Source organism: Bacillus cereus group sp. BceL062, from assembly GCF_051780025.1.
Classification (GTDB): Bacteria; Bacillota; Bacilli; order Bacillales; family Bacillaceae_G; genus Bacillus_A; species Bacillus_A toyonensis.
The window spans coordinates 1-25,520 of the sequence record NZ_JBPWGY010000013.1 but is presented as its reverse complement, the minus strand read 5'-3'; the positions used below and the strand labels follow the sequence as shown (position 1 = coordinate 25,520).

Below are 25,520 nucleotides of genomic sequence, written 5' to 3'. Positions count from 1 at the left end.
AATCCGCTCCTTCTTCGTTTGTTTTTCGTGTAAACTTACTCGCTTGTATTTCTATTAAAAATACAGGCATTATGCAATGCAAATTTACATTTGGGAAGGCAAGAACTGCTACGTGTGAAATAACTTTATTTTTATCAGTTGAGATATACTCCTCATAGCCATGTCTCGTTACAGTCTCTTTTCCATCTATTCCTTTATAACGAAAATTTAGATAGACGTGTATATCAGATGAAAGATATTGATTGGAATTATGTATCATCAAACCCGCAAGCGAAAGCTTTATCAAATTTAGAACTAGCAAAAAAAGAGAGGAATCCTTTTTACAAGGATGATACACAAATTCAACTGCACCATACGACTCAGCGAGAACCAGGAAGCATGGTTGAATTATCGGCTAGTAAACATCGGAAATACTCAAAGCAGCCTCATGATACAATTGAGGATGGAGATAGTTTTAGAAATGATCCAGTTTTAACAGCTCAGTATGAGAGATTTCGTGAGTATTACTGGAAACAAAGAGCACAAGATTATCAAAAATAAAAGAAGGAGTAATATAAATGAAGGAATGGATTGCTAACATTTTTTCCGAACGGGAGGAAAAAGGAGATTTTTTTGGAGGAGTTGAAGATGAATTTATTAACCAACTTGAAAAAAGATTAGATTGTAAATTTCCAGATAGCTATCGCTGGTTTTTAAAGCATTACGGTGGCGGAGGTATACTCGGAATAGATTTAACATGTGCAGGTTACATAGATAATTCACCAATACTTTCAGAAACTGGAGTGCATCATAAAATGGGACTTCCTAACAGTTATGTTGTGATATGGGATGTAGGTGAATACGTATATTGCCTAGATACATCAAGTCTTGTAAATAGTGAATGCCCAGTGGTAACGTGGGATTTTGTAAGTAAGAAGACAGTACTTGAAGCTAAAGATTTCTATGAGTTCTTATCTAGAAAATTGAAAAGTCCAATTGAAGATTATGAGGATTAATAGGTCATAGCTATTAAAAAAATTATCATAGCATTAAAGATATTGAATATCAAAGTATAAAGTACATTTTTAAAATGAAATAAAATACAAATTACCAAAAAGAGATTGGAGTAGAAAATTTTTTCTACTCCTTTTATATTTTAATAAGATTCAAGGCTTTTCTTCATTACCCAACTTACTTAGAGTGGATTCCCTTAAAGATTATTGACCAAATTAATATAAGCGGATTTAAATCATCTGGATATGTTTTCTACCTACAACACTGTATAATTCTTACCCATCTAGAATATCGAATTTTTCTTTATGAAATTTTGCTTAGAGTACGAAATTCGTATTTTTGGTACTACCCCATCGCTATCAATCTAAGAAAATACAACTCTCCCAGAACGAGATTTTGTCCTAACTTGTAATAAAAAGCTCTTTTTTCGTTTTGCGGTGGATTTGTTTTCTTAAGTTGATGGGCATGTGTCGTACCCTATAAAGGGAAAAAGAATTAATTGTCAAATATTTAACTATAAAATACTAAATTTAGGAGGAGTTTATGAAAAGGAACTTATTGAAAAAAGCATTTTCCGCGTTATTATTGACCACAGTTTTAACATTCTCATTTTCTACTGCTGCATTTGGAGAATCCGGAACTACCCAATCACTTAAAATGAACAATGTTCTTGAAAGGGTTGTGACGGTTGAAACAAAGGGTGAATTTGATCGTGAAGAGACCCGAAATATGGTTGATCGTCTCTGGAGCATCCCAACTAATATATTGATCACCATGCATAAACAGGGAGTTCAGGTTAAACTGATTAATTTCCCTCTTACTGATTTGCCGGAGTATGAATATTTAAGGGGAACCGTTCCTAGGGGATGGGAACATACTCCATATACGTGGGATGATGTGCCAGGTGCAGGTGGGCAGACGGTTGTTGCTCGAATCGGTTACAGCTATAAAAAGATGCATAGTTCTGTAAGCCTTGAGCTGCATGAAACAGCCCATTCCATTGATTGTTATGTATTTGACAATATTAGTTATTCAAATAAGTTTACTGAAATTCACGCTTTGGAGCATGATGATTTTAATGACAATCCATATTTCGATTACAAGGAAGAATATTTCGCCGAAGCCTTTGCCTATTTTTATGCTGGTCCAGACACGAAGGCTGAGTTAGAAGAAAAAGCTCCATTAACTTATAAATTTATTAATGAGTTGCAGCGGAATATCCCATCGGAAAAGCATTCAAATAAGTAGAATTATAGAATTTTTCCATAATCATTTGATTCCCAAGTTATAGAAACGGAATTCAAAAAGAGGTACGGCAAGAATTCCTTCTTTTTTGAGCTACTTAAAGAAAAGCCTTTTTATCCATTTAACGCTTGCTAGGTGTCAATATTGGTACGAAAAAAGCTGTGATCACTGATTTTCACTTGATAAAATAATTTATTTATGCCATTATTTGTTATAATTTTAAGGTATATAATAGGATTCTCCTGGTCAGGGGAATCCTATTTTTTTGTTCTAAAAGGGGACACGCTCTATCACTATCAAGCTAAGAAATGCAAATACCCCTAAAACGAGAAAATTGGCATCTCCAGGTGAAAATGTACAAACTTTTTGTTTTTGGATACTTCAAGATACTCCAAAAACAAATTACTAAAACTGTAACAAGGTTTCTAGCCAAAATAATCTTTAGTGCAAAGAATTCGTGGTATTTATCCCAAATAAATGTAATAGCTTATAATTTTCACGTTTTTTCAGTTAAACATATAATGTGTTATTCGGTTTGTAGTAATGTATTCTTTACTTTTTGTAAAAAATATATTACTATCGAGTTGAGATAACTGCATAATAGAAGAGAGGAATGACATGCTCGAAAATAATATAATGGTAGGAAGAGCTGAAAAAAGATGGACGCAACAACAATTAGCAGATGCAGTTGGTGTCAGTCGACAAACTATAGTAGCTTTAGAAAAAAATAAATATAACCCTTCTTTGATTTTAGCTTTCAAAATTGCTAATTCGCTTGAGAAAGAGATAACTGATGTATTTAAATATGAGGAGGATGAATAATGGTTAATATTGCTACGCTTGTAATTTGTGTGTTGGTAGTATTAGTGTTCATTGCAGAATTTTACAAAATTACGTTTGAACGTCGGATGGAGTCACAAGATGAGAGAGGACAAATCTTCATTTTTAAAATTAAGTCATTATCTTATTCTGTTCTTACGGTTGGTATATTAATTGGAGTAGCATTAGTAGCGATATTTAAATTAATAGATAAGGAATATTTTATTTATTATGTAATGCTTGTGTTTTTTATTCAAAGTATAGCATCATCCATTTATTTGGCTATTGTTCGGAAAGTATAAAAACGGTTCACTAGATATAGGAATTACGCCCCATCGCTATCAAGCAAACAAAACATAATTCCCTAAAATAAAAAATACGTTATTCTTTCTGTAGAATCATAAGAAAGGATGGCGTTTTTTATATGTCTATTTCTGTATCTGACGAACTAAAACTATTCGCACAGGAGATTCAGAGTCTTTTATCCCCAAATACCTTACAGAATCTAGCTAGAGATGTTAGATTTGTACAGCGAGCAAGTAAGTATCGAGCTCAAGATTTAATAGCTTTATGTGTATGGATAAGCCAAAGTGTAGCAAAAACGTCCTTAAACCAGTTATGTAGTTGTTTAGAAGCATCAACAGAAGTACTCATCAGTCCCGAAGGACTGAATCAACGATTTAATGCTGCAGCCGTGCAGTTTCTACAGAAAGTATTAGCCAAACTTCTCAACCAAAAGTTATCTTCAGCTAAGCTGCTCCCTTCTCCGTACACTACTATTTTCAAGCGTATTCGCATCCTAGATTCAACTGCATTTCAACTTCCAGATCCTTTTTCATTCGTTTATCCAGGTGCAGGAGGATGCAGCCATACAGCGGGAATAAAGATTCAGCTTGAGTATGATTTATTAAGTGGACAGTTCCTTCATATTCATACAGGTCCAGGTAAACAACATGATCGAACCCACGGTTCCCTGTGTGTCCCCACTGTAACAACGAATGATTTATGTATCCGAGATTTAGGCTATTTTCATTTGAAAGATCTTCAACATATACAAGATAAAAAGGCTTACTATATCTCACGTATCAAATTGAATACACGTATTTATCAAAAAAATCCTAAACCTGATTATTTTCAAGATGGCAGAATCAAGAAAGGTACAGAGTATATCCAGATAGATATGGAGGTTTTAATGAACTCTCTTCAGTCAGGACAAACATGCGAAATATCCAACGCTTATGTAGGAATGACTGATAAAGTCCCAACTCGTGTGATTGTTCATCGACTAACAAAAGAACAACAACAAAAACGATTACACGATCAAACTGTAAGAGAAAAAAAGAAAGGAATGAAGTATTCTGCTCGTAGTAAACGACTTAGCGGTATCAATGTATATATGACAAATACTTCTACAGATATTGTCCCGGTGGGACAAGTGCATGATTGGTATTCTTTACGTTGGCAAATCGAGATTTTATTTAAAACGTGGAAATCATTCTTTCATATTCATCATTGTAAAAAGATAAAACGAGAACGATTGGAATGTCATTTGTATGGGCAACTAATTGCCATCCTACTCTGTTCTTCTACCATGTTTCAAATGCGGCAATTTCTTCTTATGAAGAAGAAACGAGAACTGAGTGAATATAAGGCCATATATACGATTAAAGATTATTTTCTTCTTCTTTTCCAAGCTATACAGAAAGACACCCAAGAGCTATCAAAGATTTTAATTCGCCTGTTCAACCTCTTACAGCAAAACGGGAGAAAATCTCATCGATATGAGAAGAAAACAGTCTTTGACATATTAGGTGTCGTTTACAATTGTACCATGTCTGATAATCAAGCCGCTTAATTCAAAAAAGTGAAACCCGTTAGGGTTTATTTCGTATGCAAATCTTTCAATCACCTACACTTGCCCTTTAGAAAAAAGAAACAATCTCACTTGAAATTGACTTTGCATAAGCTTAGCTTGATAGTGATGTGACGCTACCCCATAAGCTATATTTTTTAAATAAATTATCTTAAACTCAATGTTTTTTTCGCAAATTTATTGTTACAATATAAATTGTAACGGTTACATAAAGTTAAATAAGACTTGTGGTATTAAGTCAAGTATATGATTGATAAAAGCTAGAGAAGAATTTCTAAAAAAGAGCGCAGGAAACTAAACCTTAGGAACGCACAGAACGTTAGTTCGTGTTTTTAGGTGAGAAACATGAATGTTTGTTCATATCCCTAAAGCCGCCTTGAAAGGATATCAAAAGCAGTAGTTAGCTCTTGATTTACACGCTCCTTTATGGCATGTAGAGTTGGTGGTTGCGTAGTAGCACATCCACCAGACGCACTAGTTTTCTCGCTGTTAAGACAAGGGCTCTTTTATGTGTGTATTTCGGAACTTCATCATATTTCTTTAAATAATAAGCACGGTAAGTAGCTTCACGAAGTTGTACAGAGTTGGCAGCTTCAACCATGTAATAACGAAGATACTGGTTTCCCGTTCGTGTCATGGGTGTTCGTTCCGATTCAAAGTTTCCAGATTGCGATTTTTTCCAGTAAAGACCGGTGTATTTGGCCAATTGTGCTTCGTTCTCAAAGCGTTCAATTTGTCCAACTTCCGCAATGATTCCCGCGGCGTATACGACTCCAATGCCTGGAACACTTGTTAAATATCTCGCTTCTGGAATGGCTTCGAATAAAGCAGTAATGCTTTTTTCTATCTCTTTGATTTGTTTTTTCAATGTTTGAATCAATCGTGCATAAGTGGCTAATACAACGTCCACAGAGTCTTGAACGACCTTACCTAGTCGGTAGGAGTCACGTATGGCTTTCTTGATGGTTTTCGCTAAATCTTCCGGGTCGCTAAAGCGTCCTTTCCCCTTTTCTGAAGAAGAGTAGCGAGTGCTTCTAGATCCATTTCTGCGATTTCATCCAACGAAAGGGAATCTGAGAGTATTTCCATCATCGTCGCACCAAAAACAGAGGTATTTAACTCTTTCGATAACGTATTACATTTGTAGTAAAGGTTCTCCAGAAAGTGTTGCTTACATTCTGTTTGCTGGTGAACGAGTTGATATCTAGATCGTGTTAAACGTTGAAGGGCAACGTATTTTTCCTCCTTGATAAGAAACTTATTATACCGCCCGATTCGTAAAAAATCGGCAATACGGAAAGCATCTATTTTATCGGTCTTATCTTCTTCAAAGAGTTTTTTATACCGATGGATGGCTTTTGGATTTTGTACGACCACTTCCACGTCTAAAGCCCTCAAATCCTTATCTTCCGTTAGGAACATGGAAGGATGGAAACTATAGACGGAAGTAGATTCCATGCCAATGACAATTTTTTCATAGTTGTACAACTGGTGAAAATGGAGAACATCCTCCTTAATGGCGTTGGCACCATTCACATCGTTTGAAAGACAAATTTCTTTCAAAACAGTGTCATGACTGTCAAGAAAACATACATCAAGTTTTTCAGAGCTTACATCAATAGCTACGAATAATCTCAAAGAAAGGACCTCCTTTCTTTGAATAGTATTTGGAATGAGCTTGGATACTGTGGGATCTCCCTAGAGTCCAAAACATAGCCACAACCTCGCGTATGAGTATTCAATGATTGCCTTCACCTAAGCTGCCCTCCCACCACTATGAGAGGTAAGTGAAGGAAACCGATACAGCTTGTGCGTATGCAGTGCATTTTGGTCTGGGTCACAGTCTTTTAACGTGGTCGAACTACAGGAGGAGTAAGCATATTCCCGATGGATCCATTTCCATACTTCCATTATCTAGGGAAATCCCCCAGTATCCAAGACTAAATTTTACCCATACATCATTTTTTTGATGTAGCTCTTGAAGATAAAAACTATTTAATTTTCAAGGAACAGTTATTAACTTAAAACTTATTATACGAGGAGGGTGTATCATGAAAAAAATATGCTTTGTATTAATTGTCGACGCTGGTATAAATTATGGTTCAATATTTTCTCTACCATTTTTAAGGAATCAGGATGATTTGAAGGAATATTTTTCTAAGTATTATGATGTCTCAATTAATTATATTAGGGATAAAAACTCAGTTGACTATTTGGTAGTTCCCAAACCGTGTCCACCTTTTGATAATGAAAATAATCTTCCAATAATTGAAGTACCAGCAATCTTATTTATGGAAAAGGATTTTGAAAAAATAAAGACTTATATAGACAATTATTTTTCTAATAACTCATAAAGAAAATAAAAGTGCAGTAAAAAGAAGTCCGATAAAAAACGAGTGGCGTAGAATATTTCTATTAATCATTCGTTTTTTATTATATTTACATATATTTTTTAAAAGAGGATTATAGACGTTCTGAAAAAAATTAATTATAACAAGAACAGTGTTCGTGCTACTATCTACGGTTATTTTTTGGGTTCTGGTGCAAAGATAAAATAAAAGAGAATATAGCACATATATTTCGAGCGGAATTGTATTTTATGCTGTTAGCCCAAACAATTAATGGATGAATTCTTTCTGATTTTGGACAGACTGGTCCCGTAAATCAATCTGTTCTTTTTTAATCATATGCATGGCTTCAACACCACTCAATATAGAAGTTGCAGTTTTAAATGACTTAAACCCCAACATAGGATGCACACGTTTCTTAATAAAACGATGATCTTGTTCCACTATATTATTGAGATATCTAACTTGTCTTAGCTTTATGCCTTCAGGCATATGTTTTTCTTCTTTCAACGCTTGAATTGCTACAGGATAGGCAGGGTTCTTATCTATTGTTAGCACGCGAGGTTTAGAAACGTACGAAAAAGTCAGGGCTTTCTTGAAAAAACACTTGGCGGCTTGTTTATCTCTTGATTTACTTAGATAAAAATCAATGGTATTCCCTTCTGAATCAACGGCACGATATAAATACATCCATTGCCCTTTTACTTTAATATAGGTTTCATCAACTCTCCATGAATCATTTGTTGATTTTAGATGATGTCGTACTTTCTCTTCTAGTTGAGGTCCATATTGATGAACCCAGCGCATAATCGTTGTGTGAGCAATGTATAATCCTCTTTCCTCCATCATTTCCACCAGGTTATGGAAGCTCAAATTGTACCTTAGGTACCACCTTACTGTTAATAAGATTAGTTCCGGCTGATAATGATTCCATTTGAACAAATTTCTCTTTTCCATACCGATCACACACCTTTTTTAGAGTAATACTATCAGTATGTCCAAGTTTAGGAGATTACTGGCAAGAGCTTTAGAGTTTTTGCACCAGAACCCATAAAGCAACTAAATCTTTTGCTTGGTATTTACTGGTTCGTTGTACAAAACCAACATCTCTAGCAAGGTCTCGTAAAACATCTGGAGATAAAAAGCTTTGAATCTCTTGAGCAAATAGCTGTAATTCATCAGATACAGAAATAGACATACAAAAACGCCATCCTTTCCTATGATTCTACAGAAAGAATAGCGTATTTTTTCATTTCAAGAAAATTTAATTTTGTTAGCTTAATAACGATATATGTGCTCTTTAAATAAGTTATTAGAATCTTGATGCTTTAAATAAAAATTTATATAAAATATAGAAAAATAGAGCTATCAAGGCACCTTGCCATAAACTTAAGTTATAAGAAAGATAAGGGTATTTTTTAAAATGCATATGTAATAATACTGATATTCCAAATGGAATAGAAATTGATAATATAAATATAATTCGACTCTTCCAATTCATTATCGATTTAAACGAGAATCCTTTCATTACATATAAAATAATATAAAGACCCCCAATAAGAATTGTGACAGATAGTGTGGTTTCCAAAATATCAAATGATACACCATCAGTTGGGTATTTTTTTTGAAAAAACGAAGTTATTACAGCAGATATCGTATCTATTCCAAATTGAATTGCAAGTAGTAAACTAATAATAAAGCCAATTGTTGAAAATTTTTCAAGCATTGTTTGTTGAGGTAAGGCAGCAATTAATTCGTCACAATAAGCTGGAAGATCCTCCCCAAATACATCATAAGCAGTTTTTCCTTCTTTTTGAGATTCAATAAGGTGGTCTAAAATCTCCAATAATAGTTCTTCTGATTGCCTTTCAGGAACATTTGAGCAGCGAATATACACCAACATATTTTCATAAGCTAGTTCATTTTCTTCTGTTAGTAACTTTCTTTTTTTATTATTCATTTTAGCCATTTCATCTGGTTTCATTTTGTTTTCCCCCTCCTAGTAACTGATTTACAGTTGTTGATACCATATCCCAACTCACCTTAAATACATCTAATTGTTCTAATCCCTTCTTTGTTAAATGATAATACTTACGTTTAGGTCCTAGATTAGAGGTTTTCAAAGTTCCTTCGATTAATTTTTCTTTTTGCATTCGCAATAAAAGTGGATAAATACTGCCCTCACTTACAAACGTAAAACCATATTGATTCAATTTGGTACTTAGTTCATAACCGTATACTTCTTCTTGTGAGATGATATATAAAATACAGCCTTCTAATACTCCTTTTAGCATTTGGCTATGCATCGATTCATCTCCTCTCAGTAGATTGCAAAGCAAGTTAGCGTGTATTTAGAGTTTAACATCAGGTAACTTGCTTTGCAAGTCACTGGTTAGTCTTTTAATAAAGAATAAAAAAATCCCTATCAATTTTTTTGGATATTGTTAGGGATTTTTTCTATTTATGTTTTGTATTACTCCACGTTGTCAGCAAGTTAAAAATTGAATGGTTTCATAAAACAAAAAAATGTTGGGATTCGTATGGAAGGATAAAATTTTCGTTTTGGAGTATTTACTTTTGTTAGCTTGATAGCAATGTGGTGCTACCCCATCGCTATCAAGCTAAGCTCATACAGCGTCAATTATAGTAGAGGCTGTTTCTTTTTTCTAAAGGATATGCGTAGGGAATTTAAAGATTTGCATACGAAATAAACCCTAACGGGTTTCCATTTTTGAATTAAGCCGCTTGATTATCAGACAGGGTACAATTGTAAACGACACCTAAGATATCAAAGACTGTTTTCTTCTCATACCGATGAGATTTTCGCCCGTTTTGCTGTAGGAGATTGAACAGGCGAAGTAACACCTTTGATAGCTCTTGGGTGTCTTTCTGTATCGCTTGAAAAAGAAGAAAAAAGTAATCTTTAATCATATATATGGCCTTATATTCACTCAGTTCTCGTTTCTTTTTCATAAGAAGTAATTGCCGCATTTGAAACATGGTAGAGGAACATAGGAGAATGGCAATTAGTTGCCCATACAAATGGCATTCCAATCGTTCTCGTTTTATCTTTTTACAATGATGAATATGAAAGAATGATTTCCACGTTTTAAATAAAATCTCGATTTGCCAACGTAAAGAATACCAATCATGTACTTGTCTCATCGGGACAATATCTGTTGGTGTGTTTGTCATATATACATTGATACCACTGAGTCGTTTACTACGAGGAGAATACTTTATTCCTTTCTTTTTTTCTCTTACAGTTTGATCTTGCAATCGTTTTTGTTGTTGTTCTTTTGTTAGCCGATGAACAATCACACGAGTTGGGACTTTATCAGTCATTCCTACATAAGCGTCGGATATTTCATATGTTTGTCCTGGTTGAAGAGAGCTCATTAAAACCTCCATATCTATCTGGATATACTCTGTACCTTTCTTGATTCTGCCATCTTGAAAATAATCAGGGTTAGGATTTTTTTGATAAATACGTGTATTCGATTTAATACGTGAGATATAATAAGCCTTTTTATCTTGTATGTGTTGAAGATCTTTCAAATGAAAATAACCTAAATCTCGGATACATAAATCATTCGCTGTTACAGTTGGGACACACAGGGAACCGTAGGTTCGATCATGTTGTTTACCTGGACCTGTATGAATATGAAGAAATTGTCCACTTAATAAATCATACTCAAGCTGAATCTTCACCCCTGCTGTATGGCTGCATCCTCCTGCGCCTGGATAAACAGATGAAAATACATTGGGAAGTTGAAATGCAGTGGAATCTAAGATACGAATACGCTTGAAAATAGAAGTGTATGGAGAAGAGAGCAACTTATTTGCAGATAACTTTTGGTTGAGAAGTTCGGCTAACACATGTTGTAGAAATCGCACGGCTGTGGCATTAAATCGTTGATTCAGTCCTTCAGGACTAATGAGCACCTCTGTTGATGCTTCTAAACCGCTACATAACTGAGTTAAAGAGGTTTTAGCGACATTTTGACTAATCCATACACATAGAGCTACTAAATCTTTTGCTTGGTACTTACTGGTTCGTTGTACAAAACCAACATCTCTAGCAAGATCTCGTAAGAAATTTGGAGATAAGAAGTTTTGAATTTCTCGAGCAAATATTTGTAATTCATCAGATACAGAAATAGACATACAAAAACGCCAGCCTTTCCTATGATGATATAGCAAGGATAGCGTATTTTTTACTTTATGGATAATAAAAAAACTAGATTGATAGGGATTTGTTTTGACTCCTAGTATACCAATTAATCAAAAATAAAATAATTCTTCAAATTTTTTATCTAGTGCTATACAAAGTACTAATGCTAACTTTGCAGTTGGACAAAATTGTCCTGTTTCAATAGAACTAATGGTTTGCCTAGATACTCCTACCATTTCAGCTAATTCTCCCTGTGATATTTTTTTCTCAGCTCTTGCTACTTTCAAACGATTTTGCAGTACTAATTCATCCTTCAATTATCATCCCTCCAGAAAGAAAACTATGGCACTTGCAATTGTACTCATTATTGCTAAAATGCTTGCAATAAGAAATTTTTGTTCTTTCAATTTTTTAAACTTATAAAGGCTTGTACTAGCTATATAACCAGAAAAAATTGAAATTAATTCGTAGCTTTTAATACCATGCATCAATTTCCAAGAACCAAAAAATAGGACTAAAACAAGTACAGCTATTAAACCGTAACTAGATGAATCTAATTCTATAAGTTCTTTACGTTCATCTCTCCCCATTTTTTTGTATTTTCTTAATATCTCTTCTTTTTGCATCATAGTAACCACCCCTTATTAATTATATTTTCATTGTACAGTTTTATTATCATTATGACAAGTTAACTTGTCGTAATGATAATAAAACTTGTCTTAAAGTTGCATAGTAATACAATTTGTATAGAGATAAAATTTTCATTATGGGGGGTTATTAAGAATCTTAGGTTGATAGCGATGTGGTGCTACCCCTAAAATGATAAATAATTAAAGTTAATTTCACCATTGATAATATTTTTGTTATGATCAATGTATAATAAAATTATAACTCATGTAATAGATTAAGCGGTATACTTAACCAACGGCCGCTTAGGTAATGAGTTATACCCCTTGGAAAAGGTACCTTGCAGCAGGGGTACCTTTTCTTTTGTTTTTATTTATAAAATATTTTAAATAGAAGCTATGTAGTTAAAAAGTATACTAATTAAATTGTAATTGAAGTGAAGTAAATATCCCATTTGGATATTTTTAAATACTAGAAAGAAAATCATTTGAGCGATAGCTGGTATACCGATGATAATTAAACATTGAATCCGTTTATAATTATATATAGAAAGGTGGGGTAGTCCAAATGGGGTACAGCCGAGATACGTGTAAAAATAGGTCATAGTGATACATTTTTTTCCAGACGTTATTTTTCAGAGACATTTGTAACATAAACGCGTTCGTTATTGTTACGTTTTGTGTTTGAAAATATGAAATATCCTAATTGTTGAACTAGCTGTAACAAAATACTGTATCAAAAATAATTCGTAACATTATTAGTAAAACAGCTTTTTTTTAGACAATAAAGATGAAGCTGGTTACATTTGGAAACAAATAGAGCGCGGATCTATTATTGAAGTGCAATACGGTAAAGACCGCAACGACATCGTAGGCGTACAATTAGTAGGAGATCGTGAGCTATTCGAAATTAGTGACAAGCTAGATCGAAATACGATAAACGAGATCGTTGGAAAAGTTAAAGGTAATTTGTAATAAATACATATCGACACCAGAACGAGTATATGATTTATTTGAAAGTCGATTCCTTATTTGAGATAAGGAATCGACTTTTTATAATTATCTTTTTTGTAAGTTGTTTTTCCAAAAATAATAGCTATTATCAATGGCTTTTTTTTAAGAAAGCTTTGCAATCTGTTCATGTTCCAAAACCCAGTGTGATTACAGTAGACAAAAATCAGGCCTATCCTATAGCGATTGAGAGTCGTAAAAGGGAGATTTCACACCGATTTCTCCCTTTTACAATTTACTTGAAAAATAAATATCCCTTATAAGTGTCTATATAAATGCGCCCGTCTTCTTTTTCTTTTACTTCGCCACCAAAATTTTTTATCCAATCAACCAAGCCTCGATTGTTTTCTGTAACGTTTTCTTTTACAAATAGATATGAATTAATTGATTTATAAGATGTATAGTTAGTTAAAATTATTTGGCTAAGATAAATAGGAGTATCCGAATTTGGAGTCTCCTGAATTATATATGGAGATGGGAGAATGTTATCATTGTTAATATATACATAATATTTAGGTTGATTAATTGCCCATTTTAGCCATATTACTTGAACTATTATGATAATTATGGTTACCGTTTTTTGTGTTTTTTTGAAGTTTTGTCCTGGGAAAGAGTAGTAAATGAAAGTGGGAATAGCAAATAAACTAACCCAAGCTACCCATTTGTCTATTGGTGCACCATTTATCCAGAAGATAAATCCTAATGCTTTTATGAATAAAAATAAAAAAACAAGACTTGTGAAAATTATTGATAAATAGTATATTTTCTTTTTCATTGTTTTCTCCCCTAAATATATTTTTACAAAACGAATATAAAAAGAGTATTTTAAAAAGTGTATAGCATATAGATGTAAAGCCCAAAATAGTAACCTAAATTAAATATTGCAAGCATAACGCGTTGGTAAGTCTTACTGGCTCCAGCTGAAAATAAAACGCCTATAAGTGGTGCAAATAAACCAATTTTCCAAAAGATATTTGCTGATCCACCTATCTCTAATGTATCCTCATTTATTATAGTTAAAAGAGCGTAGGGTACACACAATAAAGATAATATAGCCCATTTGTTCGAAGTGCCACCTCTTTTCAATTTTTTAATATGAATAGTATATTAATTATATATATTAAAGTTTCGTTTGAGAAATTTCCACTTTAATAGGGGTACGGCACATGCCCATCAACTTAAAATTTTGAAATACCCCAAAACGAAAATTTTGTGTATTATGCTCGTTTTTATTGTTTTGAGGTAACCCATCCTTTTTAGCTTGATAGCGATGGGGTGCTACCCCATATAAAAATATAGTTATAGAAAAAGAGAGATTGGATTCCTTTTGAGAGTACGGATCCGCTTTTTTCTTGCTACTGATAATGAGACACTATATGGGTGTTTTTGCCCATCCCCCGAAAAGGTGGAGTAAGACAGAATATACCAATTATTCATTAGGAAAAATAATACTTGAATGGGAGTTCAATATAAATTATTTAAATTAAAGTGGTGGTTCTGGTGCAAAAACTCCAAAATCCTTGCAAGTAATCTCCTAATCTTGGACATACTGATAGTATAACTCTAAAAAAGGTGCGTGATCAGTATGGAAAAGGAAAATCCGTTTAAATGGAAGCACTATCAGACTGATATTATCTTATTAACGGTAAGATGATACCTACGGTACAACCTAAGCTTTCGTGATTTGGTGGAAATGATGGAGGAACGGGGCTTATCTATTTCTCATACCACGATTATGCGTTGGGTTCATCAGTATGGTCCTGAATTGGACAAACGAATTCGTCGTCACCTCAAGCAAACCAATGACTCTTGGAGAGTCGATGAAACATATATCAAAGTTAAAGGGCAATGGATGTACCTGTACCGTGCTGTTGATTCGAAAGGAAACACAATCGATTTTTATCTAAGCAAAACAAGAGACCAAAAGGCTGCAAAGTGATTCTTCAAGAAAGCTTTGCGGTCTTTCCATGCCTCTAAACTTCGTGTGATTACAGTTGATAAAAATCCAGCTTATCCAATAGCCATAGAAAAATTGAAGGAAGAAAAAAAGATGCCACTAGGCATCCAAATCAGGCAGATAAAATATCTGAATAACATTGTGGAACAAGATCATCGTTTTATTAAGAAACGAGTACGCTCTATGCTAGGATTCAAATGTTTTGACACAGCTACATCCATTCTTTCTGGAGTAGAAGCCATGCATATGATTAAAAAAGAACAGGTTGATTTACAGGATCAGTCTGTCCAAAATCAGAAAGAATTCATCCATCAATTGTTTGGACTTGCAACATAAGATATGATTCCGTTAGGAATCTATGCGCTTTATTATCTTTTATTCTATTTTTGCACCAGAGCCTTGCATAATATAGCTGGTTTTTTTATTTCTTTAAAAATGGATGGCCGTTTTTTTTGTATACTCAAAAAGGAAAGGGCTGCTCATAAGTCGGTTTCACTTTTTAAACCATGAGGACTTTTTCAGTGCCTCCTCTTCCTTGTGGGAAGTCGACCCTTTTTTAAAACACAACAATTGACGTATTTTATCAAGAATCTACAGTTGTTTTTAATATTTCGAATTTCCCTTGTTTATCCACGGTAAACATGACATTATTATTACGACTGTCCGTTCCTCCTATGGTTGTTTCATTAGGGCTGGAATACATGGTCACAACAGCTATCTTATAAATGCCCTCTGTTAGCACGTGGCTCTTTTCGAAATCATCCATAATACTTTGAGCATTGGGAACAGTTTCACTATTTTTGTAGGTATTGTAATAGTAATTAAAATTGATAACTCCTGTATAATTAGCATGATCTCTAGGTTTACTATCTTTTAACATTTTCATTATATTGTCAGTGTTTATTTTTTGATCACGTTTGAAATTTTCAATTAATTCCTTTTCTTTTTCTTTATCTATATGTATATCTAAATAGTAATAGAAATTTGGTTTATTTTTACGATAGGAGAATTCACTTAATAAGTTATACTTTTTTATTATCTTATCGGATTGTTTCAAAACATCACGATGTTGTTCAACATAAGCTCCTTTAAATATTTCTAGAAAAACATCATCGCTTCCATTTTTAACTATTTCATATGATTCTTTGTCTACAAGTAAATAAGCAAGAGTGCGGTATGGTTTTTTTATTTCCACGTAAGTCTGTTGATCAGAAGCTCCAAACCCACTATCAGTAGAAAGAATTTTAAAATCCCCATTCTTTATCCCGTAGTTTTCGGACAAATAATCTCCTATTGGTTTTTCTAATAGTTTTGTGTCTATAGAGCAACCACTTAATAGGAATAGTGATATGCTCAATAAAAAGATAAAAACAATTACTTTTGGTTTCCTCATTCAAGTTCTCCCTTTTCTATTATATATTTCATACAATCATAGTTGGGGTTTTTGCCCATCCCTTATTTAAATCCCCCTATGTTCATTTTTCATTCTTACCCTTCCTTAAACTACATTTTACCATTTTTAAAGATGAAAAAGGGACTCTCTTGTGAGAAGTCGTTCCTTATTTAAAACACAATAATCGTTGTATTAGGGGTCAACATACATCGCCATCAACTTAAGAATTTTCACTACCCCTAAGTACAAAAAAACGTTATTTTTTCTTATTCCCTCTTTTCGGGAGATGGACATGTATGGTGAGGCCTCTTATGTTTTTTGTTTAGTGAACAGATAAGCCATTCTAAAATTACTGTATGCAGACGTAAATACAGCCATTTGTAAAAAAGTCATGGAGGGATATTATGTTAAATTTTTATGTAACACTGTTTCTTATATTCGGCACTGCAATATTCTTATTTTTTAAGTCTGGTTCACCAAAAATTAAGGCTAAAAACCTATCGTTGATAATGGTCTGTTTAGGGATAAATCTACTCACAAGTCCAATGGCTTTTTTTTATAGGCGGGATGGCAACAGCCCCTCCAGATAGTACTGCACTTGATTTTTAGGGAGGATTTCTCTTCATTCAGGGAATACCGCTTCTCATACTACTTGCAGCTTTTTTGAAGTTGGCACTAGCAAAGAAAACAAAACAAATATAGAAGCATATAATGAATAGGTGGATTCCTTGTGAGAGTAGGGATCCACTTTTTTCTTGCTATCAATAATGAGACGTTATGTTAACCGAGCATGTATAGAATATACATTCAAAAATCCTAACAAATCGATTACCCCAAATGGTACAATTAGGAAAAGGGAAGTGAACAGGTTGGTCTTATATCATCCGTTTAACATGGCTAGCAAGCATTGCATTACTTTGGGCAAACCTTGCTAATTTGATTCCAAATCAGGTTACTTCCCTAAGTATCTATATCGTTATGACTTTGATTGCACTGGGAACCAATCTGAAGGGCTTTATCGGCTTAAAAAGAAAAAATATTGAGAGCAGATCATGTCTCCCTCAAAATGGGATAGGATTTACGGTGCAACATGAATTTCATTGAATTAAGTGTAGGAGGAATTCGGATGGATGAAGTACCAAAAAATAAAAATAAAAATAAAAACCTGTTGTTATTGATTTATCTTAGTTTAGGATTGAATCTCATCACAGCTCCATTAGCATTGTTTATAGGCGGGATGACAACAGACCCTCCAGACAGTACTGAACTTGATTTTTTAAAAGGAGTTCTCTTCATTCAAGCAATACCACTTTTCTTATTGTTTATATTTTTGGCATGGTACTTTATCCGTAAGAATAAATATGCTTATGCTGGAATAGCCTTTTTTTTGTCTGTTATCATACTAGGTACCCCTATTGTTTGGATATATGATATGTATAATTCTTTCGCTAAGAAGGTCTTTTTAATACCTGATGGTTACAAAGGATGTGTGGGTGTCCTTTATAACATCAAGGATGCACCACCCCTAAAAATTGAAGATAAGAAAATTATATATCAAGTAACTAAAGATGGACTATTAAAAACATCATCGAATGAAAGGATTGGTAGGAAAAGTGACCTTGATTCTGGATGGGGTAATGTAAAATACTATTATGTAGACAAAAGCGGAAACCAAATTAAGAGGTTAGAAGAAGGCAAAGATATTCACAATACATCAGTATCATCGCAAGCTGGATTGACATATTCGCAATTCTTTATAGGAACAAAGAAAGAAGCAGAAAAACATCCACAATTCTCAATGTGTTTTAACGAAAAACAACAACTACAAATTGATCATAAGTAAGTCATTTATTCATATCGATGATTAAGAGAAAGCATCTGCGGTAGACCAAAGTCAAGTATAATTCTTTATTAATGTGTTTTATACATCCAATCATATTTAATGGAGTCGTTTTGAAAAATGGAACTTCCGCTAACGATAATTATGTAAATAAGCTGTCCATATGGGCCATTGCCATCAAGCTAAGAAAAGCGAATATCCAAAACAAAAAAATGAACTCAATTCTCATAGATAACTAACTGTGAAGAGATAAAATTTTTGTTTTAGGGGACATCAAAATATTAGCTTGATGGGTTGGATGCTACCCCTTTATGTAAAAAACGCTAAAAACAAAAACTGGAATTTATTGTTTTAGTTAATTCAATAAGCACGAATATCATCACATTCAGTATTTATATAGTTTAACTCTACAAATTGCACATCTTTTTGGCGATTTAACAATTCTTTTTTATTCATATTGTTCCAATCAAATACTTCTGTATGAGAAACTAAGCATTTTACTTTCACAGTAGTTGTAATTCTCAGAAGTTGTTCTCTATCCTGCCATGTTGATATAAGACATGGCATCTCTAGCTCTATTAAAACTTTTTCTCCTACGGCAAAATTATTCATAACACTGGGTGCATCTGATTCAAAAATTTCACATTCTGTTGTTTTTGAAATGACTTCTGCCCAATCATCTAAATAGGCAATACCTTTTAGCATAATGGGAAGCTGCTCTATCATTTCAACTTTTTGTGTTATAACCTCCAATAATAAGGTTTCAGCTAAAATATCAATCTTTTCTTGTTCCAATATTAAATTTCCTCCTTAATCGACGAAACAAAGAAATATTTTCTATATTATATTATGAATTGATCTATGAAAGAAAAATAAATGAATGCTCTATACAATTCTATTTAACATAACGCATTATAATCGATAGCAAGAAAAAAACGGATCCCTCCTCTAAAAAGGAATCCACCCTTTCATTATGTACTTCTATACTTGATTTATTTTCTTTGCTATTACAAACTTCAAAAAAGCCACAAATAGCACGAAAAGCGGTATTATTTGAATCAAGAAAAATCCTTTCCAAAAATAAAATGGATTATTATATGTAAATTCTGTTGCCGCCTCATTTGTATAAGAAACAAACGAACCAACCAAACAAGATATTGGAATTATGAGTGTATTTATCGCTAAACAAACCATTATCAATGATATATTTTTATTCTTAATTTTTGGTGAACCAGCCTTGATAAATAAAAATGTTGCAGTGCCGAATATTAGAAAAAGTGGTATCACATAAAAAATCCCCATAATATCCCTCCATGATTTTGATTGTACCATCAGCAAAGACAATTTTGTACAAATTCGCATAAATAGGGTATTCATGTGATGTTAACAAAACGTCTCATTATCGGTAGCATCGAAAAGGGGAACCATATTCTCACAGAGGAACCTTCTTTTTTGTGCTATGGATCTAAGTATTTTTTGTACATTCCTATCCTAGCTCGGTTTTAGAGTTCTCGTTTGTTACTGAATTAGTCGAAAATCCGCATAAAAATTTGCATACTCTTAACGGGGGTATTTCTACAAACCTGACGATACCCTTCACATAAAATCTCCTTTTGTACAGAAATAATAGAGTTGTTGTAAAAATGCCGGTCATGTTATTCAGCAATTAGGCCAGATTATAGAGTGATTTTATTAATTGTTTCGTTAACATTGTTAAGAAGTGTATTTAAATCAACATGGCAGTTTAGTTTAATGGAAAATGTTATAATATTAATAAAATTTTAGAAATGCAGGGTGAAAAATGAAGAGTATTAAAAGATTCATTCAAGTTATCTTAGTAAGTACACCACTCCTAATTCTTAGTGGATGTTTCTCTAAAGATGATCTGAATCAACCAATACAAGAATATTTAAAAACAAACTATGGAATACAAGGTGAATTTTCTGTTATTAAGACAAGTAATGATTGGCTTGTAGATATTGGCCATCAAACTTATGTAGAAATAAAAAAGCCATATCGTGCTTATCCGTTCTTAATGATTGAAAAAGATACTTTGAAAATATTAAAAGATGATAGTGACGATATCTATCTCGAACAATTCAAGGGTGCATATATTGAGCAACATCCAGAAGTAGTTCAAGTAATGAAGCAGATTATAAAAAAATATAGGTTGGTAAAATATTCTAATAAAGCTGTCCCAGAAGAAAATGGTTCTATTCGTATATTTCCTTACGACAACATTGGGGTAAATGTAAATAATCACCAAGACCTACTTGATAATTTTAAGAAGACCCAAAAGATAGATACTACTGAACTTTTATCTAAATTAATACCAAGTGACCTACAAGATAAAAATCGTAATGGCATGTATCTAGGGGTGGTGAATTTTCTATTTGAATTTGACATGAATAAAAATAAACATCCTATTCCAAAAGCCAAAGATCTAATTGAGGGCTTTCAAAAAAGTGGAGTATTAGCAAAAGGGATATACAGTATCAAAATGAAAGTAGATGATTCAAATCCTGATCACTTTCCCCACTTTATAGAACCAGAATATGATAATATTGCTTTGTTTGAAGTCGATGGAAATGGTGAATATACTATAATTGCTACTCCTAAAAGTGAGGATTTATATGATACTTACTATTATGGTGATTACGCAGCTAAAAAAAATATAGAATAGAATTTTAGGTTGAATTATCACAAAGAATTATTCACTTAATTCAGTAGCATGTAGTCTATTAAAAAGTACAATCTTTTCTTAAAACACTATAGAAACAACTATATTTTAACCCCGTCCTTAAATTAGAATGGGGTTATGCTTGTGTTTGGTTTTAAAAATTTAGTAGATTTATTGTCCTTTTACACTTTAAATTAGAAATTGGTGTATTACAAATAAAAAGGATCCGATATGAGTATCAGATCCTTTTTCTCTTAGGATACTTATTTCACTGCCTCTTTCAATTCTTTTCCAGCTTTAAATGCAGGTGCCTTTGAGGCAGCAATTTGCATTTCTTCACCTGTCTGCGGGTTACGACCTGTTCGTGCAGATCTTTCACGTACTTCAAATGTACCGAATCCAAGAATCTGTACTTTCTCTTCATTTGCAAGAGCTGTTGTTATAGCGTCTAATACAGCTTGTGTCGCTGTAGCAGCATCCTTTTGTGTAAGTTCTGCTTTATCCGCAACTACTTTTGTTAATTCTGTTTTATTCATTTTCTGCACCTCATTATATGTAATTAGGGAATATTATAACGCTCCTATGCTCCTAGTGCAATTAATAATAACATATAGAGATAGCACTACATCACTATCAAGCTATGAAAAGTAAATACTTCAAAATGAAAATATAAGCCCTTTTCTTTCAAAAATACATTTGATTTTTAGCCTGGGTTGGGACTTCGAAATATTGTGCATTCACATCAAATAACAAACATGCAGAGGACTTTAAATTTAATTCGCAGGATCTCTTTCTTTTACAAGATCTTCGATGTTATTTGCTTCTTTGATTTCTTTTGACGATAACCAATTTTCATTTATTGTTCCTGTCTTATTGGTTAAATAGATGTTAAATTTTTCATTATATAATTCTTCTTTAAGGATTGTGGTTACTTTGATTAAATCCTCAATTAAAAGGGGATTGTTTTCAAATATATTATTGGTGGTATTAATAACTAAAGTCACTAAATATTTTCGACTATCCTCTTCATCTGAACTTGAATAAGTAATACTTTTAATTGCAAATCGATCGTTTTGCATTTCATGTAATCTTTCTTCTACTTTGGTGTGTGTTCTAATCCAGTTTTCCCAATATTTATTTATGGCATCTGACATCGTAGATTTTATTGTTAGTAACAGTTCTTCTTTTGTTATCATTTCTTGCACATTTTTAAAAGGTTCACCTAAAGATTGGCCAGTATGATCCTTAATTTCAAGTTCTGTTATCTTTTTATTATTCTCCTGAATGAGTTGAAATAGAGCATATAAACGATCTAATTCTACTGAATTCAATTGGCTAAAGTCAGTCTCATTACTCATTTGCAAAGTTAATAATAATTCATTAGTTGGTTTTCCTTCATCTGGATCTTTATTATCTAATATATATTGAAGAGGATTTTCTGTTTCAGATTCCACGTAGCCTAATTTTTTTATTTCTTCTAGAGTTGGTTTGAATTTCTTATATTCCTCAAATGTTTTTTTTCCGTATTGGTATTCATCACCTACTGGATTTGAATAGAGGAGACCTTGTACCTTTACTCGGAATTTTAGATATTTGTTATTTTTTTCTTGCACAGTATGGTAGGTATTACCACCATTATTTTCATTTATCGAGCTCCAATCTGTTACAACTACATCAATACCGTGTTTTTCTTTTATATATTCTTGTACCTCAGCTCCATTTTCTTGATTACAACCACTTAGACATAAGAAACATAATACTAGCAATATTACATGCTTCAAACTTTTCATATAAGCACTCCCTACGTAAGAATTAATTCTTGAATGTGCAGCACACTGCAAATCCCTCTTTTCCTTAGTCGTATGCTTTAACTTTTATATAGTGTGAATCTTAAATCATTTAAGTTATTGACGTGCCATCTATACTGCTTGAAGCATTACTGTCTTAAAATATACAACCTATTTGTCTTAAGTTCTTTCTCAATTCTATAAGCATATGGTCCATTAAGCTCATATCTAAAACGTACATGCATACCATGGTATCTATTTTACTATAAAATCTGGTTCTATTATTAAAATGTTCCTTTTTTGTTTTTTGTTCCCCAATATAGATGTTCCTTCTACTTCAATAAGGGAGGATTTATGGAAAGGCATTATACAATCTCAAGTTATGTACCATATATAAGAAGAAAAAATATAGATATAAACATAATATAATAAAAGTTATATATATTCATAATTACATTTAAAATCACTAATGATAATGTTATACTAAAATTAACCAAGAAGCATCCAACAAATTATGATTAATCACTACATTTTCTTTCATCTAGAAACGTAAAAAAAGACACTTTCTATAGTGTCTTTTTTTACGTTTCTAGATGAATACATTGACTACAACTTATATTGGGGTACCGCCACATCGCTATCAAGCTAAGATTTTTAATTACCCCCAGAACGAAAATTTCATGCATCATTGACTACTGATAATGAGACGTTATGTTAACTTTACATGAATATCCTATTCATCCAAATTTGTACAATTTTTTTCTGTTGACTGATACAATGAAAAAAAGAGGTGAATAGGTTATGGCAAAGAAAACAAATTGGCTTCAAATTGTCGGTTTAACATGGCTGGCAACCATTATATTACTTTCGACAGACTTTATTGATCTGATTCCAAATCAGGTGGTTTCTCTAAGTGTTTCTGTTGTTATAGGTGTCATTGCACTAGGAGCTAATCTGACAGGACTTTACTTACTTAAAAAGAAAAAATATTGAGAGCGAATCGTGCCTCTCTCCAAATGAGGAGGGGTTTGCTCTAATATTAAAAATTAGCTTCATATAACGATAATTATGTAAATAAGCTGTCCATATGGGCCATAGCCATCAAGTTTAAAAAATAAGACTCTCTGGATTTCGTATTTTTTATACGGCTTTGTGAAGTCTTTTCGTACATTCTTGAGTGATACTAAGGATATCGAACGGCGTACGACACTTATACCTTCGTGCTTTTCGTCCGTTTTTGACAAGATCCTGAAAGAGCCTGGTTAGCACTGATACAGGGTGTTGAAAGGTTGTGAAAAGCACGTCGTGTATACTAGAGAAGTAAATTTTGACGATATATGTACACTTATACTCACTAACCTCTTTTTGTTTTTTCTCCCATATAAGTCTTCTCATTCGATATGTAATGCTAGCTACCAAACACAAACCAATTAATTGCCCATATAAATGACATTGAAATCGTTCCAGTTTCACAGGTTTCACTTCATGAATTTTAAAAATAGACTTCCATGTTTTAAATATAATTTCAATTTGCCACCGTAAAGAATACAGTTCATACACTTCATTGTGCGGAAGGTGTTTACTAGATACGTTCGTAATAAGAAGGTTGATACGACTTGCATATTTCGGCATCTTCTTTTTCGCTTTCTTGTGATGTTTCAAACGTTTCGCCCACTCAGTTTGTGTTAGACGATATATGACAAGGCGTGTTTTATGTTTTTGGTGAAGTCCTATATAGATTTCCGGTAATTCTAGTATTTGTCCTTCAGATAGATCTTTCTTCAATTTTTCTAAATCGAGAAGAGTCCATTTTCCACCTTTCTCTTTTTGATAGACTTGTGTATTCCAGCGAATACGTGACACATAAAATGCTTGTCGATCCGCAATTTTTTCTAAATCATAAATAGAAAAATAACCAAGATCACGAAGAGAAAGTTCCCCTGGCTCTAATGTTTGCGTACGTTCCTGTCCTTAACGGCAATCGCTACTTGTTCCATCTTTTACAGCTGTTTCTAAAAATTCTCCAGAAATCAGTTCATACTCTAATTGAATTTTTACACCAGCTTCTGAACCACCTCCTCCTACCCCTTTGTAAGAAGATGCATATTGAGCTGGAAGCTGAAAGGCTGTTGAATCTAGTATACGGATACGTGTAAAACGGTTAGATAAAGGAGTCATTGGAGAAAACTTCTTTCGAAATACTTGTGAAAATAATTCCTTTAAGAATTGTACAGTCTGTGCATTAAATCGTTCGTTCAGACCTTGACTAGATAATTGGATTCCCGTAGCTCTAGTTAGTTTCGCACATAAACTAACTAGGGATTCTGTCCCAATTGTTTGGCTGAGAAACACGCATAATGAAACAAGGTCTTGTGCTCTACACTTTCGTTTTCGTCGAATCATTCCAGTTTTAAATGCTAGTAGTTGTAAGTGGTGAATCGAAAATTTACTTTTAAATTCTTCACCTAGTAAACGTAACTCTTCTTGTGTAACATCATTAATTTTAGACATAAAATGGGTCATCCTTCCATGCGGTATGCATGGAAGGATGACCCATTTAGTTAAATTTTATTCATTTCCTTAAGTTGATGGCTATGGTCCATATGGGCAGCTTATTATATTTTTTCTTAGCGTAGTTTTTTTCCGAAATGCTGACGATACCCCATGCCCATCAAGCTAAGGTTGGATTTTCCGCGAACTTCCGTTCTTGTTGCCTACATGCTTGATATTTTGTTTATTTGTTTTTAAAAATACGCATACCAAATAAACCTGGA

At 33.1% G+C, this 25,520-nt stretch carries 23 protein-coding genes and 8 pseudogenes; 14 read left to right on the top strand and 17 right to left on the bottom strand.

Annotation, left to right across the window (positions count from 1 at the left end):
- The first annotated feature begins 228 nt into the window (after nucleotides 1-228).
- From ACS2MN_RS24930 to ACS2MN_RS24905, 6 genes are all read left to right on the top strand, one after another.
- Entirely contained in the window at nucleotides 229-540 is a 312-nt protein-coding gene (locus ACS2MN_RS24930; RefSeq protein WP_232353603.1) for an HNH/ENDO VII family nuclease, read from the top strand.
- Between the two features lie 17 nt (nucleotides 541-557).
- Nucleotides 558-995 carry an SMI1/KNR4 family protein gene (locus ACS2MN_RS24925; RefSeq protein WP_098805415.1) on the top strand — a complete coding sequence of 146 codons (438 nt, stop codon included), beginning with the start codon at nucleotides 558-560 and terminating at the stop codon, nucleotides 993-995.
- Nucleotides 996-1,536: 541 nt separating this feature from the next.
- Complete coding sequence (locus ACS2MN_RS24920) at nucleotides 1,537-2,241, top strand: anthrax toxin lethal factor-related metalloendopeptidase (RefSeq protein ID WP_098805416.1); 705 nt, start codon at nucleotides 1,537-1,539, stop codon at nucleotides 2,239-2,241.
- A 615-nt stretch (nucleotides 2,242-2,856) separates the two neighbouring features.
- Nucleotides 2,857-3,060 carry a helix-turn-helix transcriptional regulator gene (locus ACS2MN_RS24915; RefSeq protein WP_000892393.1) on the top strand — a complete coding sequence of 68 codons (204 nt, stop codon included), beginning with the start codon at nucleotides 2,857-2,859 and terminating at the stop codon, nucleotides 3,058-3,060.
- Nucleotides 3,060-3,359: a hypothetical protein gene (locus tag ACS2MN_RS24910; RefSeq protein WP_098805418.1), complete on the top strand. Its 300-nt coding sequence runs from the start codon at nucleotides 3,060-3,062 to the stop codon at nucleotides 3,357-3,359. The genes ACS2MN_RS24915 and ACS2MN_RS24910 overlap by 1 nt, the downstream gene beginning before the upstream one ends.
- Nucleotides 3,360-3,481: 122 nt before the next feature.
- The gene (locus tag ACS2MN_RS24905) at nucleotides 3,482-4,912 is read left to right on the top strand and encodes an IS4 family transposase (RefSeq protein ID WP_438894791.1); all 1,431 of its coding nucleotides are present in this window, start codon (nucleotides 3,482-3,484) and stop codon (nucleotides 4,910-4,912) included.
- A gap of 442 nt (nucleotides 4,913-5,354) precedes the next feature.
- Here ACS2MN_RS24905 and ACS2MN_RS24900 read toward each other — a convergent pair.
- A pseudogene (locus ACS2MN_RS24900) lies at nucleotides 5,355-6,568 on the bottom strand (IS110 family transposase).
- Nucleotides 6,569-6,981: 413 nt separating this feature from the next.
- On the opposite strand from ACS2MN_RS24900, the gene ACS2MN_RS24895 reads away from it, so the two are divergent.
- Entirely contained in the window at nucleotides 6,982-7,284 is a 303-nt protein-coding gene (locus tag ACS2MN_RS24895) for a hypothetical protein (protein ID WP_000717614.1), read from the top strand.
- 264 nt (nucleotides 7,285-7,548) lie between these two features.
- Here the strand turns inward: ACS2MN_RS24895 and ACS2MN_RS24890 are convergent, their stop codons facing one another.
- The 8 genes and pseudogenes from ACS2MN_RS24890 to ACS2MN_RS24855 form a co-directional block, all read right to left on the bottom strand.
- Nucleotides 7,549-8,235: an IS6 family transposase gene (locus ACS2MN_RS24890; protein WP_346994558.1), complete on the bottom strand. Its 687-nt coding sequence runs from the start codon at nucleotides 8,233-8,235 to the stop codon at nucleotides 7,549-7,551.
- A gap of 88 nt (nucleotides 8,236-8,323) precedes the next feature.
- Nucleotides 8,324-8,476, bottom strand: a pseudogene (locus tag ACS2MN_RS24885) (IS4 family transposase); the annotation flags it as partial.
- Nucleotides 8,477-8,590: 114 nt separating this feature from the next.
- Nucleotides 8,591-9,262, bottom strand: a complete 672-nt coding sequence (locus ACS2MN_RS24880; protein ID WP_098821768.1) for a DUF1129 family protein — start codon at nucleotides 9,260-9,262, stop codon at nucleotides 8,591-8,593.
- On the bottom strand, nucleotides 9,249-9,584 hold the full coding sequence (locus tag ACS2MN_RS24875) for a PadR family transcriptional regulator (RefSeq protein WP_346994557.1): 336 nt from the start codon (nucleotides 9,582-9,584) through the stop codon (nucleotides 9,249-9,251). The genes ACS2MN_RS24880 and ACS2MN_RS24875 overlap by 14 nt, the downstream gene beginning before the upstream one ends.
- Before the next feature lie 430 nt (nucleotides 9,585-10,014).
- Nucleotides 10,015-11,445, bottom strand: coding sequence for an IS4 family transposase (locus tag ACS2MN_RS24870; protein ID WP_346994556.1), 1,431 nt, complete (start codon nucleotides 11,443-11,445; stop codon nucleotides 10,015-10,017).
- A 117-nt stretch (nucleotides 11,446-11,562) separates the two neighbouring features.
- Nucleotides 11,563-11,769 (bottom strand): helix-turn-helix transcriptional regulator, encoded by a 207-nt coding sequence (locus tag ACS2MN_RS24865; RefSeq protein ID WP_000651002.1) that lies wholly within the window; start codon nucleotides 11,767-11,769, stop codon nucleotides 11,563-11,565.
- 3 nt (nucleotides 11,770-11,772) lie between these two features.
- On the bottom strand, nucleotides 11,773-12,078 hold the full coding sequence (locus ACS2MN_RS24860) for a DUF6442 family protein (protein ID WP_098139703.1): 306 nt from the start codon (nucleotides 12,076-12,078) through the stop codon (nucleotides 11,773-11,775).
- A gap of 386 nt (nucleotides 12,079-12,464) precedes the next feature.
- Nucleotides 12,465-12,662: pseudogene (locus ACS2MN_RS24855) on the bottom strand (hypothetical protein); the annotation flags it as partial.
- Nucleotides 12,663-12,855: 193 nt separating this feature from the next.
- On the opposite strand from ACS2MN_RS24855, the pseudogene ACS2MN_RS24850 reads away from it, so the two are divergent.
- Together ACS2MN_RS24850 and ACS2MN_RS24845 are read left to right on the top strand one after the other, a co-directional pair.
- Nucleotides 12,856-13,053: pseudogene (locus tag ACS2MN_RS24850) on the top strand (hypothetical protein); the annotation flags it as partial.
- 137 nt (nucleotides 13,054-13,190) lie between these two features.
- A pseudogene (locus ACS2MN_RS24845) lies at nucleotides 13,191-13,295 on the top strand (IS6 family transposase); the annotation flags it as partial.
- 29 nt (nucleotides 13,296-13,324) lie between these two features.
- Here the strand turns inward: ACS2MN_RS24845 and ACS2MN_RS24840 are convergent.
- A complete protein-coding gene (locus ACS2MN_RS24840) occupies nucleotides 13,325-13,864 on the bottom strand; it encodes a hypothetical protein (RefSeq protein ID WP_098338419.1) in 540 nt (179 codons plus the stop codon).
- A 50-nt stretch (nucleotides 13,865-13,914) separates the two neighbouring features.
- Complete coding sequence (locus ACS2MN_RS24835; RefSeq protein WP_346994555.1) at nucleotides 13,915-14,175, bottom strand: hypothetical protein; 261 nt, start codon at nucleotides 14,173-14,175, stop codon at nucleotides 13,915-13,917.
- Nucleotides 14,176-14,674: 499 nt separating this feature from the next.
- Here ACS2MN_RS24835 and ACS2MN_RS24830 point away from each other — a divergent pair.
- Nucleotides 14,675-15,382: pseudogene (locus tag ACS2MN_RS24830) on the top strand (IS6 family transposase).
- 247 nt (nucleotides 15,383-15,629) lie between these two features.
- On the opposite strand, the gene ACS2MN_RS24825 reads toward ACS2MN_RS24830, so the two are convergent.
- Nucleotides 15,630-16,439 carry a hypothetical protein gene (locus ACS2MN_RS24825; RefSeq protein WP_346994554.1) on the bottom strand — a complete coding sequence of 270 codons (810 nt, stop codon included), beginning with the start codon at nucleotides 16,437-16,439 and terminating at the stop codon, nucleotides 15,630-15,632.
- Between the two features lie 404 nt (nucleotides 16,440-16,843).
- Here ACS2MN_RS24825 and ACS2MN_RS24820 point away from each other — a divergent pair.
- Together ACS2MN_RS24820 and ACS2MN_RS24815 are read left to right on the top strand one after the other, a co-directional pair.
- A pseudogene (locus ACS2MN_RS24820) lies at nucleotides 16,844-17,141 on the top strand (hypothetical protein).
- A gap of 424 nt (nucleotides 17,142-17,565) precedes the next feature.
- Nucleotides 17,566-18,282, top strand: coding sequence for a DUF6843 domain-containing protein (locus ACS2MN_RS24815; RefSeq protein WP_430384454.1), 717 nt, complete (start codon nucleotides 17,566-17,568; stop codon nucleotides 18,280-18,282).
- Between the two features lie 357 nt (nucleotides 18,283-18,639).
- On the opposite strand, the gene ACS2MN_RS24810 is transcribed toward ACS2MN_RS24815, so the two are convergent.
- Nucleotides 18,640-19,074, bottom strand: a complete 435-nt coding sequence (locus tag ACS2MN_RS24810; RefSeq protein ID WP_346994553.1) for a hypothetical protein — start codon at nucleotides 19,072-19,074, stop codon at nucleotides 18,640-18,642.
- Nucleotides 19,075-19,260: 186 nt separating this feature from the next.
- Complete coding sequence (locus ACS2MN_RS24805; RefSeq protein WP_346994552.1) at nucleotides 19,261-19,581, bottom strand: hypothetical protein; 321 nt, start codon at nucleotides 19,579-19,581, stop codon at nucleotides 19,261-19,263.
- Between the two features lie 499 nt (nucleotides 19,582-20,080).
- Between ACS2MN_RS24805 and ACS2MN_RS24800 the strand changes: the two genes are divergently transcribed.
- On the top strand, nucleotides 20,081-20,962 hold the full coding sequence (locus ACS2MN_RS24800) for a hypothetical protein (RefSeq protein WP_346994551.1): 882 nt from the start codon (nucleotides 20,081-20,083) through the stop codon (nucleotides 20,960-20,962).
- Nucleotides 20,963-21,222: 260 nt separating this feature from the next.
- On the opposite strand, the gene ACS2MN_RS24795 is transcribed toward ACS2MN_RS24800, so the two are convergent.
- Both ACS2MN_RS24795 and ACS2MN_RS24790 read right to left on the bottom strand, forming a co-directional pair.
- Nucleotides 21,223-21,495 carry an HU family DNA-binding protein gene (locus tag ACS2MN_RS24795; RefSeq protein ID WP_001043938.1) on the bottom strand — a complete coding sequence of 91 codons (273 nt, stop codon included), beginning with the start codon at nucleotides 21,493-21,495 and terminating at the stop codon, nucleotides 21,223-21,225.
- 237 nt (nucleotides 21,496-21,732) lie between these two features.
- Nucleotides 21,733-22,749, bottom strand: a complete 1,017-nt coding sequence (locus tag ACS2MN_RS24790; RefSeq protein ID WP_346994550.1) for a hypothetical protein — start codon at nucleotides 22,747-22,749, stop codon at nucleotides 21,733-21,735.
- A 798-nt stretch (nucleotides 22,750-23,547) separates the two neighbouring features.
- Between ACS2MN_RS24790 and ACS2MN_RS24785 the strand changes: the two genes are divergently transcribed.
- A complete protein-coding gene (locus ACS2MN_RS24785) occupies nucleotides 23,548-23,739 on the top strand; it encodes a hypothetical protein (protein WP_044438556.1) in 192 nt (63 codons plus the stop codon).
- A 217-nt stretch (nucleotides 23,740-23,956) separates the two neighbouring features.
- Here the strand turns inward: ACS2MN_RS24785 and ACS2MN_RS24780 are convergent.
- A pseudogene (locus tag ACS2MN_RS24780) lies at nucleotides 23,957-25,257 on the bottom strand (IS4 family transposase).
- Nucleotides 25,258-25,520: the final 263 nt, after the last annotated feature.

What these genes read in the sequence shown, in the direction of transcription:
- ACS2MN_RS24930 (WP_232353603.1), top strand. Translation starts at nt 229, where the DNA reads ATGAAAGATATTGATTGGAATTATGTATCATCAAACCCGCAAGCGAAA.
- ACS2MN_RS24805 (WP_346994552.1), bottom strand. Translation starts at nt 19,581, where the DNA reads ATGGGGATTTTTTATGTGATACCACTTTTTCTAATATTCGGCACTGCA.
- ACS2MN_RS24905 (WP_438894791.1), top strand. Translation starts at nt 3,482, where the DNA reads ATGTCTATTTCTGTATCTGACGAACTAAAACTATTCGCACAGGAGATT.
- ACS2MN_RS24870 (WP_346994556.1), bottom strand. Translation starts at nt 11,445, where the DNA reads ATGTCTATTTCTGTATCTGATGAATTACAAATATTTGCTCGAGAAATT.
- ACS2MN_RS24795 (WP_001043938.1), bottom strand. Translation starts at nt 21,495, where the DNA reads ATGAATAAAACAGAATTAACAAAAGTAGTTGCGGATAAAGCAGAACTT.
- ACS2MN_RS24790 (WP_346994550.1), bottom strand. Translation starts at nt 22,749, where the DNA reads ATGAAAAGTTTGAAGCATGTAATATTGCTAGTATTATGTTTCTTATGT.
- ACS2MN_RS24910 (WP_098805418.1), top strand. Translation starts at nt 3,060, where the DNA reads ATGGTTAATATTGCTACGCTTGTAATTTGTGTGTTGGTAGTATTAGTG.
- ACS2MN_RS24875 (WP_346994557.1), bottom strand. Translation starts at nt 9,584, where the DNA reads ATGCATAGCCAAATGCTAAAAGGAGTATTAGAAGGCTGTATTTTATAT.
- ACS2MN_RS24825 (WP_346994554.1), bottom strand. Translation starts at nt 16,439, where the DNA reads ATGAGGAAACCAAAAGTAATTGTTTTTATCTTTTTATTGAGCATATCA.
- ACS2MN_RS24915 (WP_000892393.1), top strand. Translation starts at nt 2,857, where the DNA reads ATGCTCGAAAATAATATAATGGTAGGAAGAGCTGAAAAAAGATGGACG.
- ACS2MN_RS24920 (WP_098805416.1), top strand. Translation starts at nt 1,537, where the DNA reads ATGAAAAGGAACTTATTGAAAAAAGCATTTTCCGCGTTATTATTGACC.
- ACS2MN_RS24815 (WP_430384454.1), top strand. Translation starts at nt 17,566, where the DNA reads ATGGATGAAGTACCAAAAAATAAAAATAAAAATAAAAACCTGTTGTTA.
- ACS2MN_RS24800 (WP_346994551.1), top strand. Translation starts at nt 20,081, where the DNA reads ATGAAGAGTATTAAAAGATTCATTCAAGTTATCTTAGTAAGTACACCA.
- ACS2MN_RS24785 (WP_044438556.1), top strand. Translation starts at nt 23,548, where the DNA reads ATGGCAAAGAAAACAAATTGGCTTCAAATTGTCGGTTTAACATGGCTG.
- ACS2MN_RS24890 (WP_346994558.1), bottom strand. Translation starts at nt 8,235, where the DNA reads ATGGAAAAGAGAAATTTGTTCAAATGGAATCATTATCAGCCGGAACTA.
- ACS2MN_RS24860 (WP_098139703.1), bottom strand. Translation starts at nt 12,078, where the DNA reads ATGCAAAAAGAAGAGATATTAAGAAAATACAAAAAAATGGGGAGAGAT.
- ACS2MN_RS24925 (WP_098805415.1), top strand. Translation starts at nt 558, where the DNA reads ATGAAGGAATGGATTGCTAACATTTTTTCCGAACGGGAGGAAAAAGGA.
- ACS2MN_RS24895 (WP_000717614.1), top strand. Translation starts at nt 6,982, where the DNA reads ATGAAAAAAATATGCTTTGTATTAATTGTCGACGCTGGTATAAATTAT.
- ACS2MN_RS24840 (WP_098338419.1), bottom strand. Translation starts at nt 13,864, where the DNA reads ATGAAAAAGAAAATATACTATTTATCAATAATTTTCACAAGTCTTGTT.
- ACS2MN_RS24880 (WP_098821768.1), bottom strand. Translation starts at nt 9,262, where the DNA reads ATGAAACCAGATGAAATGGCTAAAATGAATAATAAAAAAAGAAAGTTA.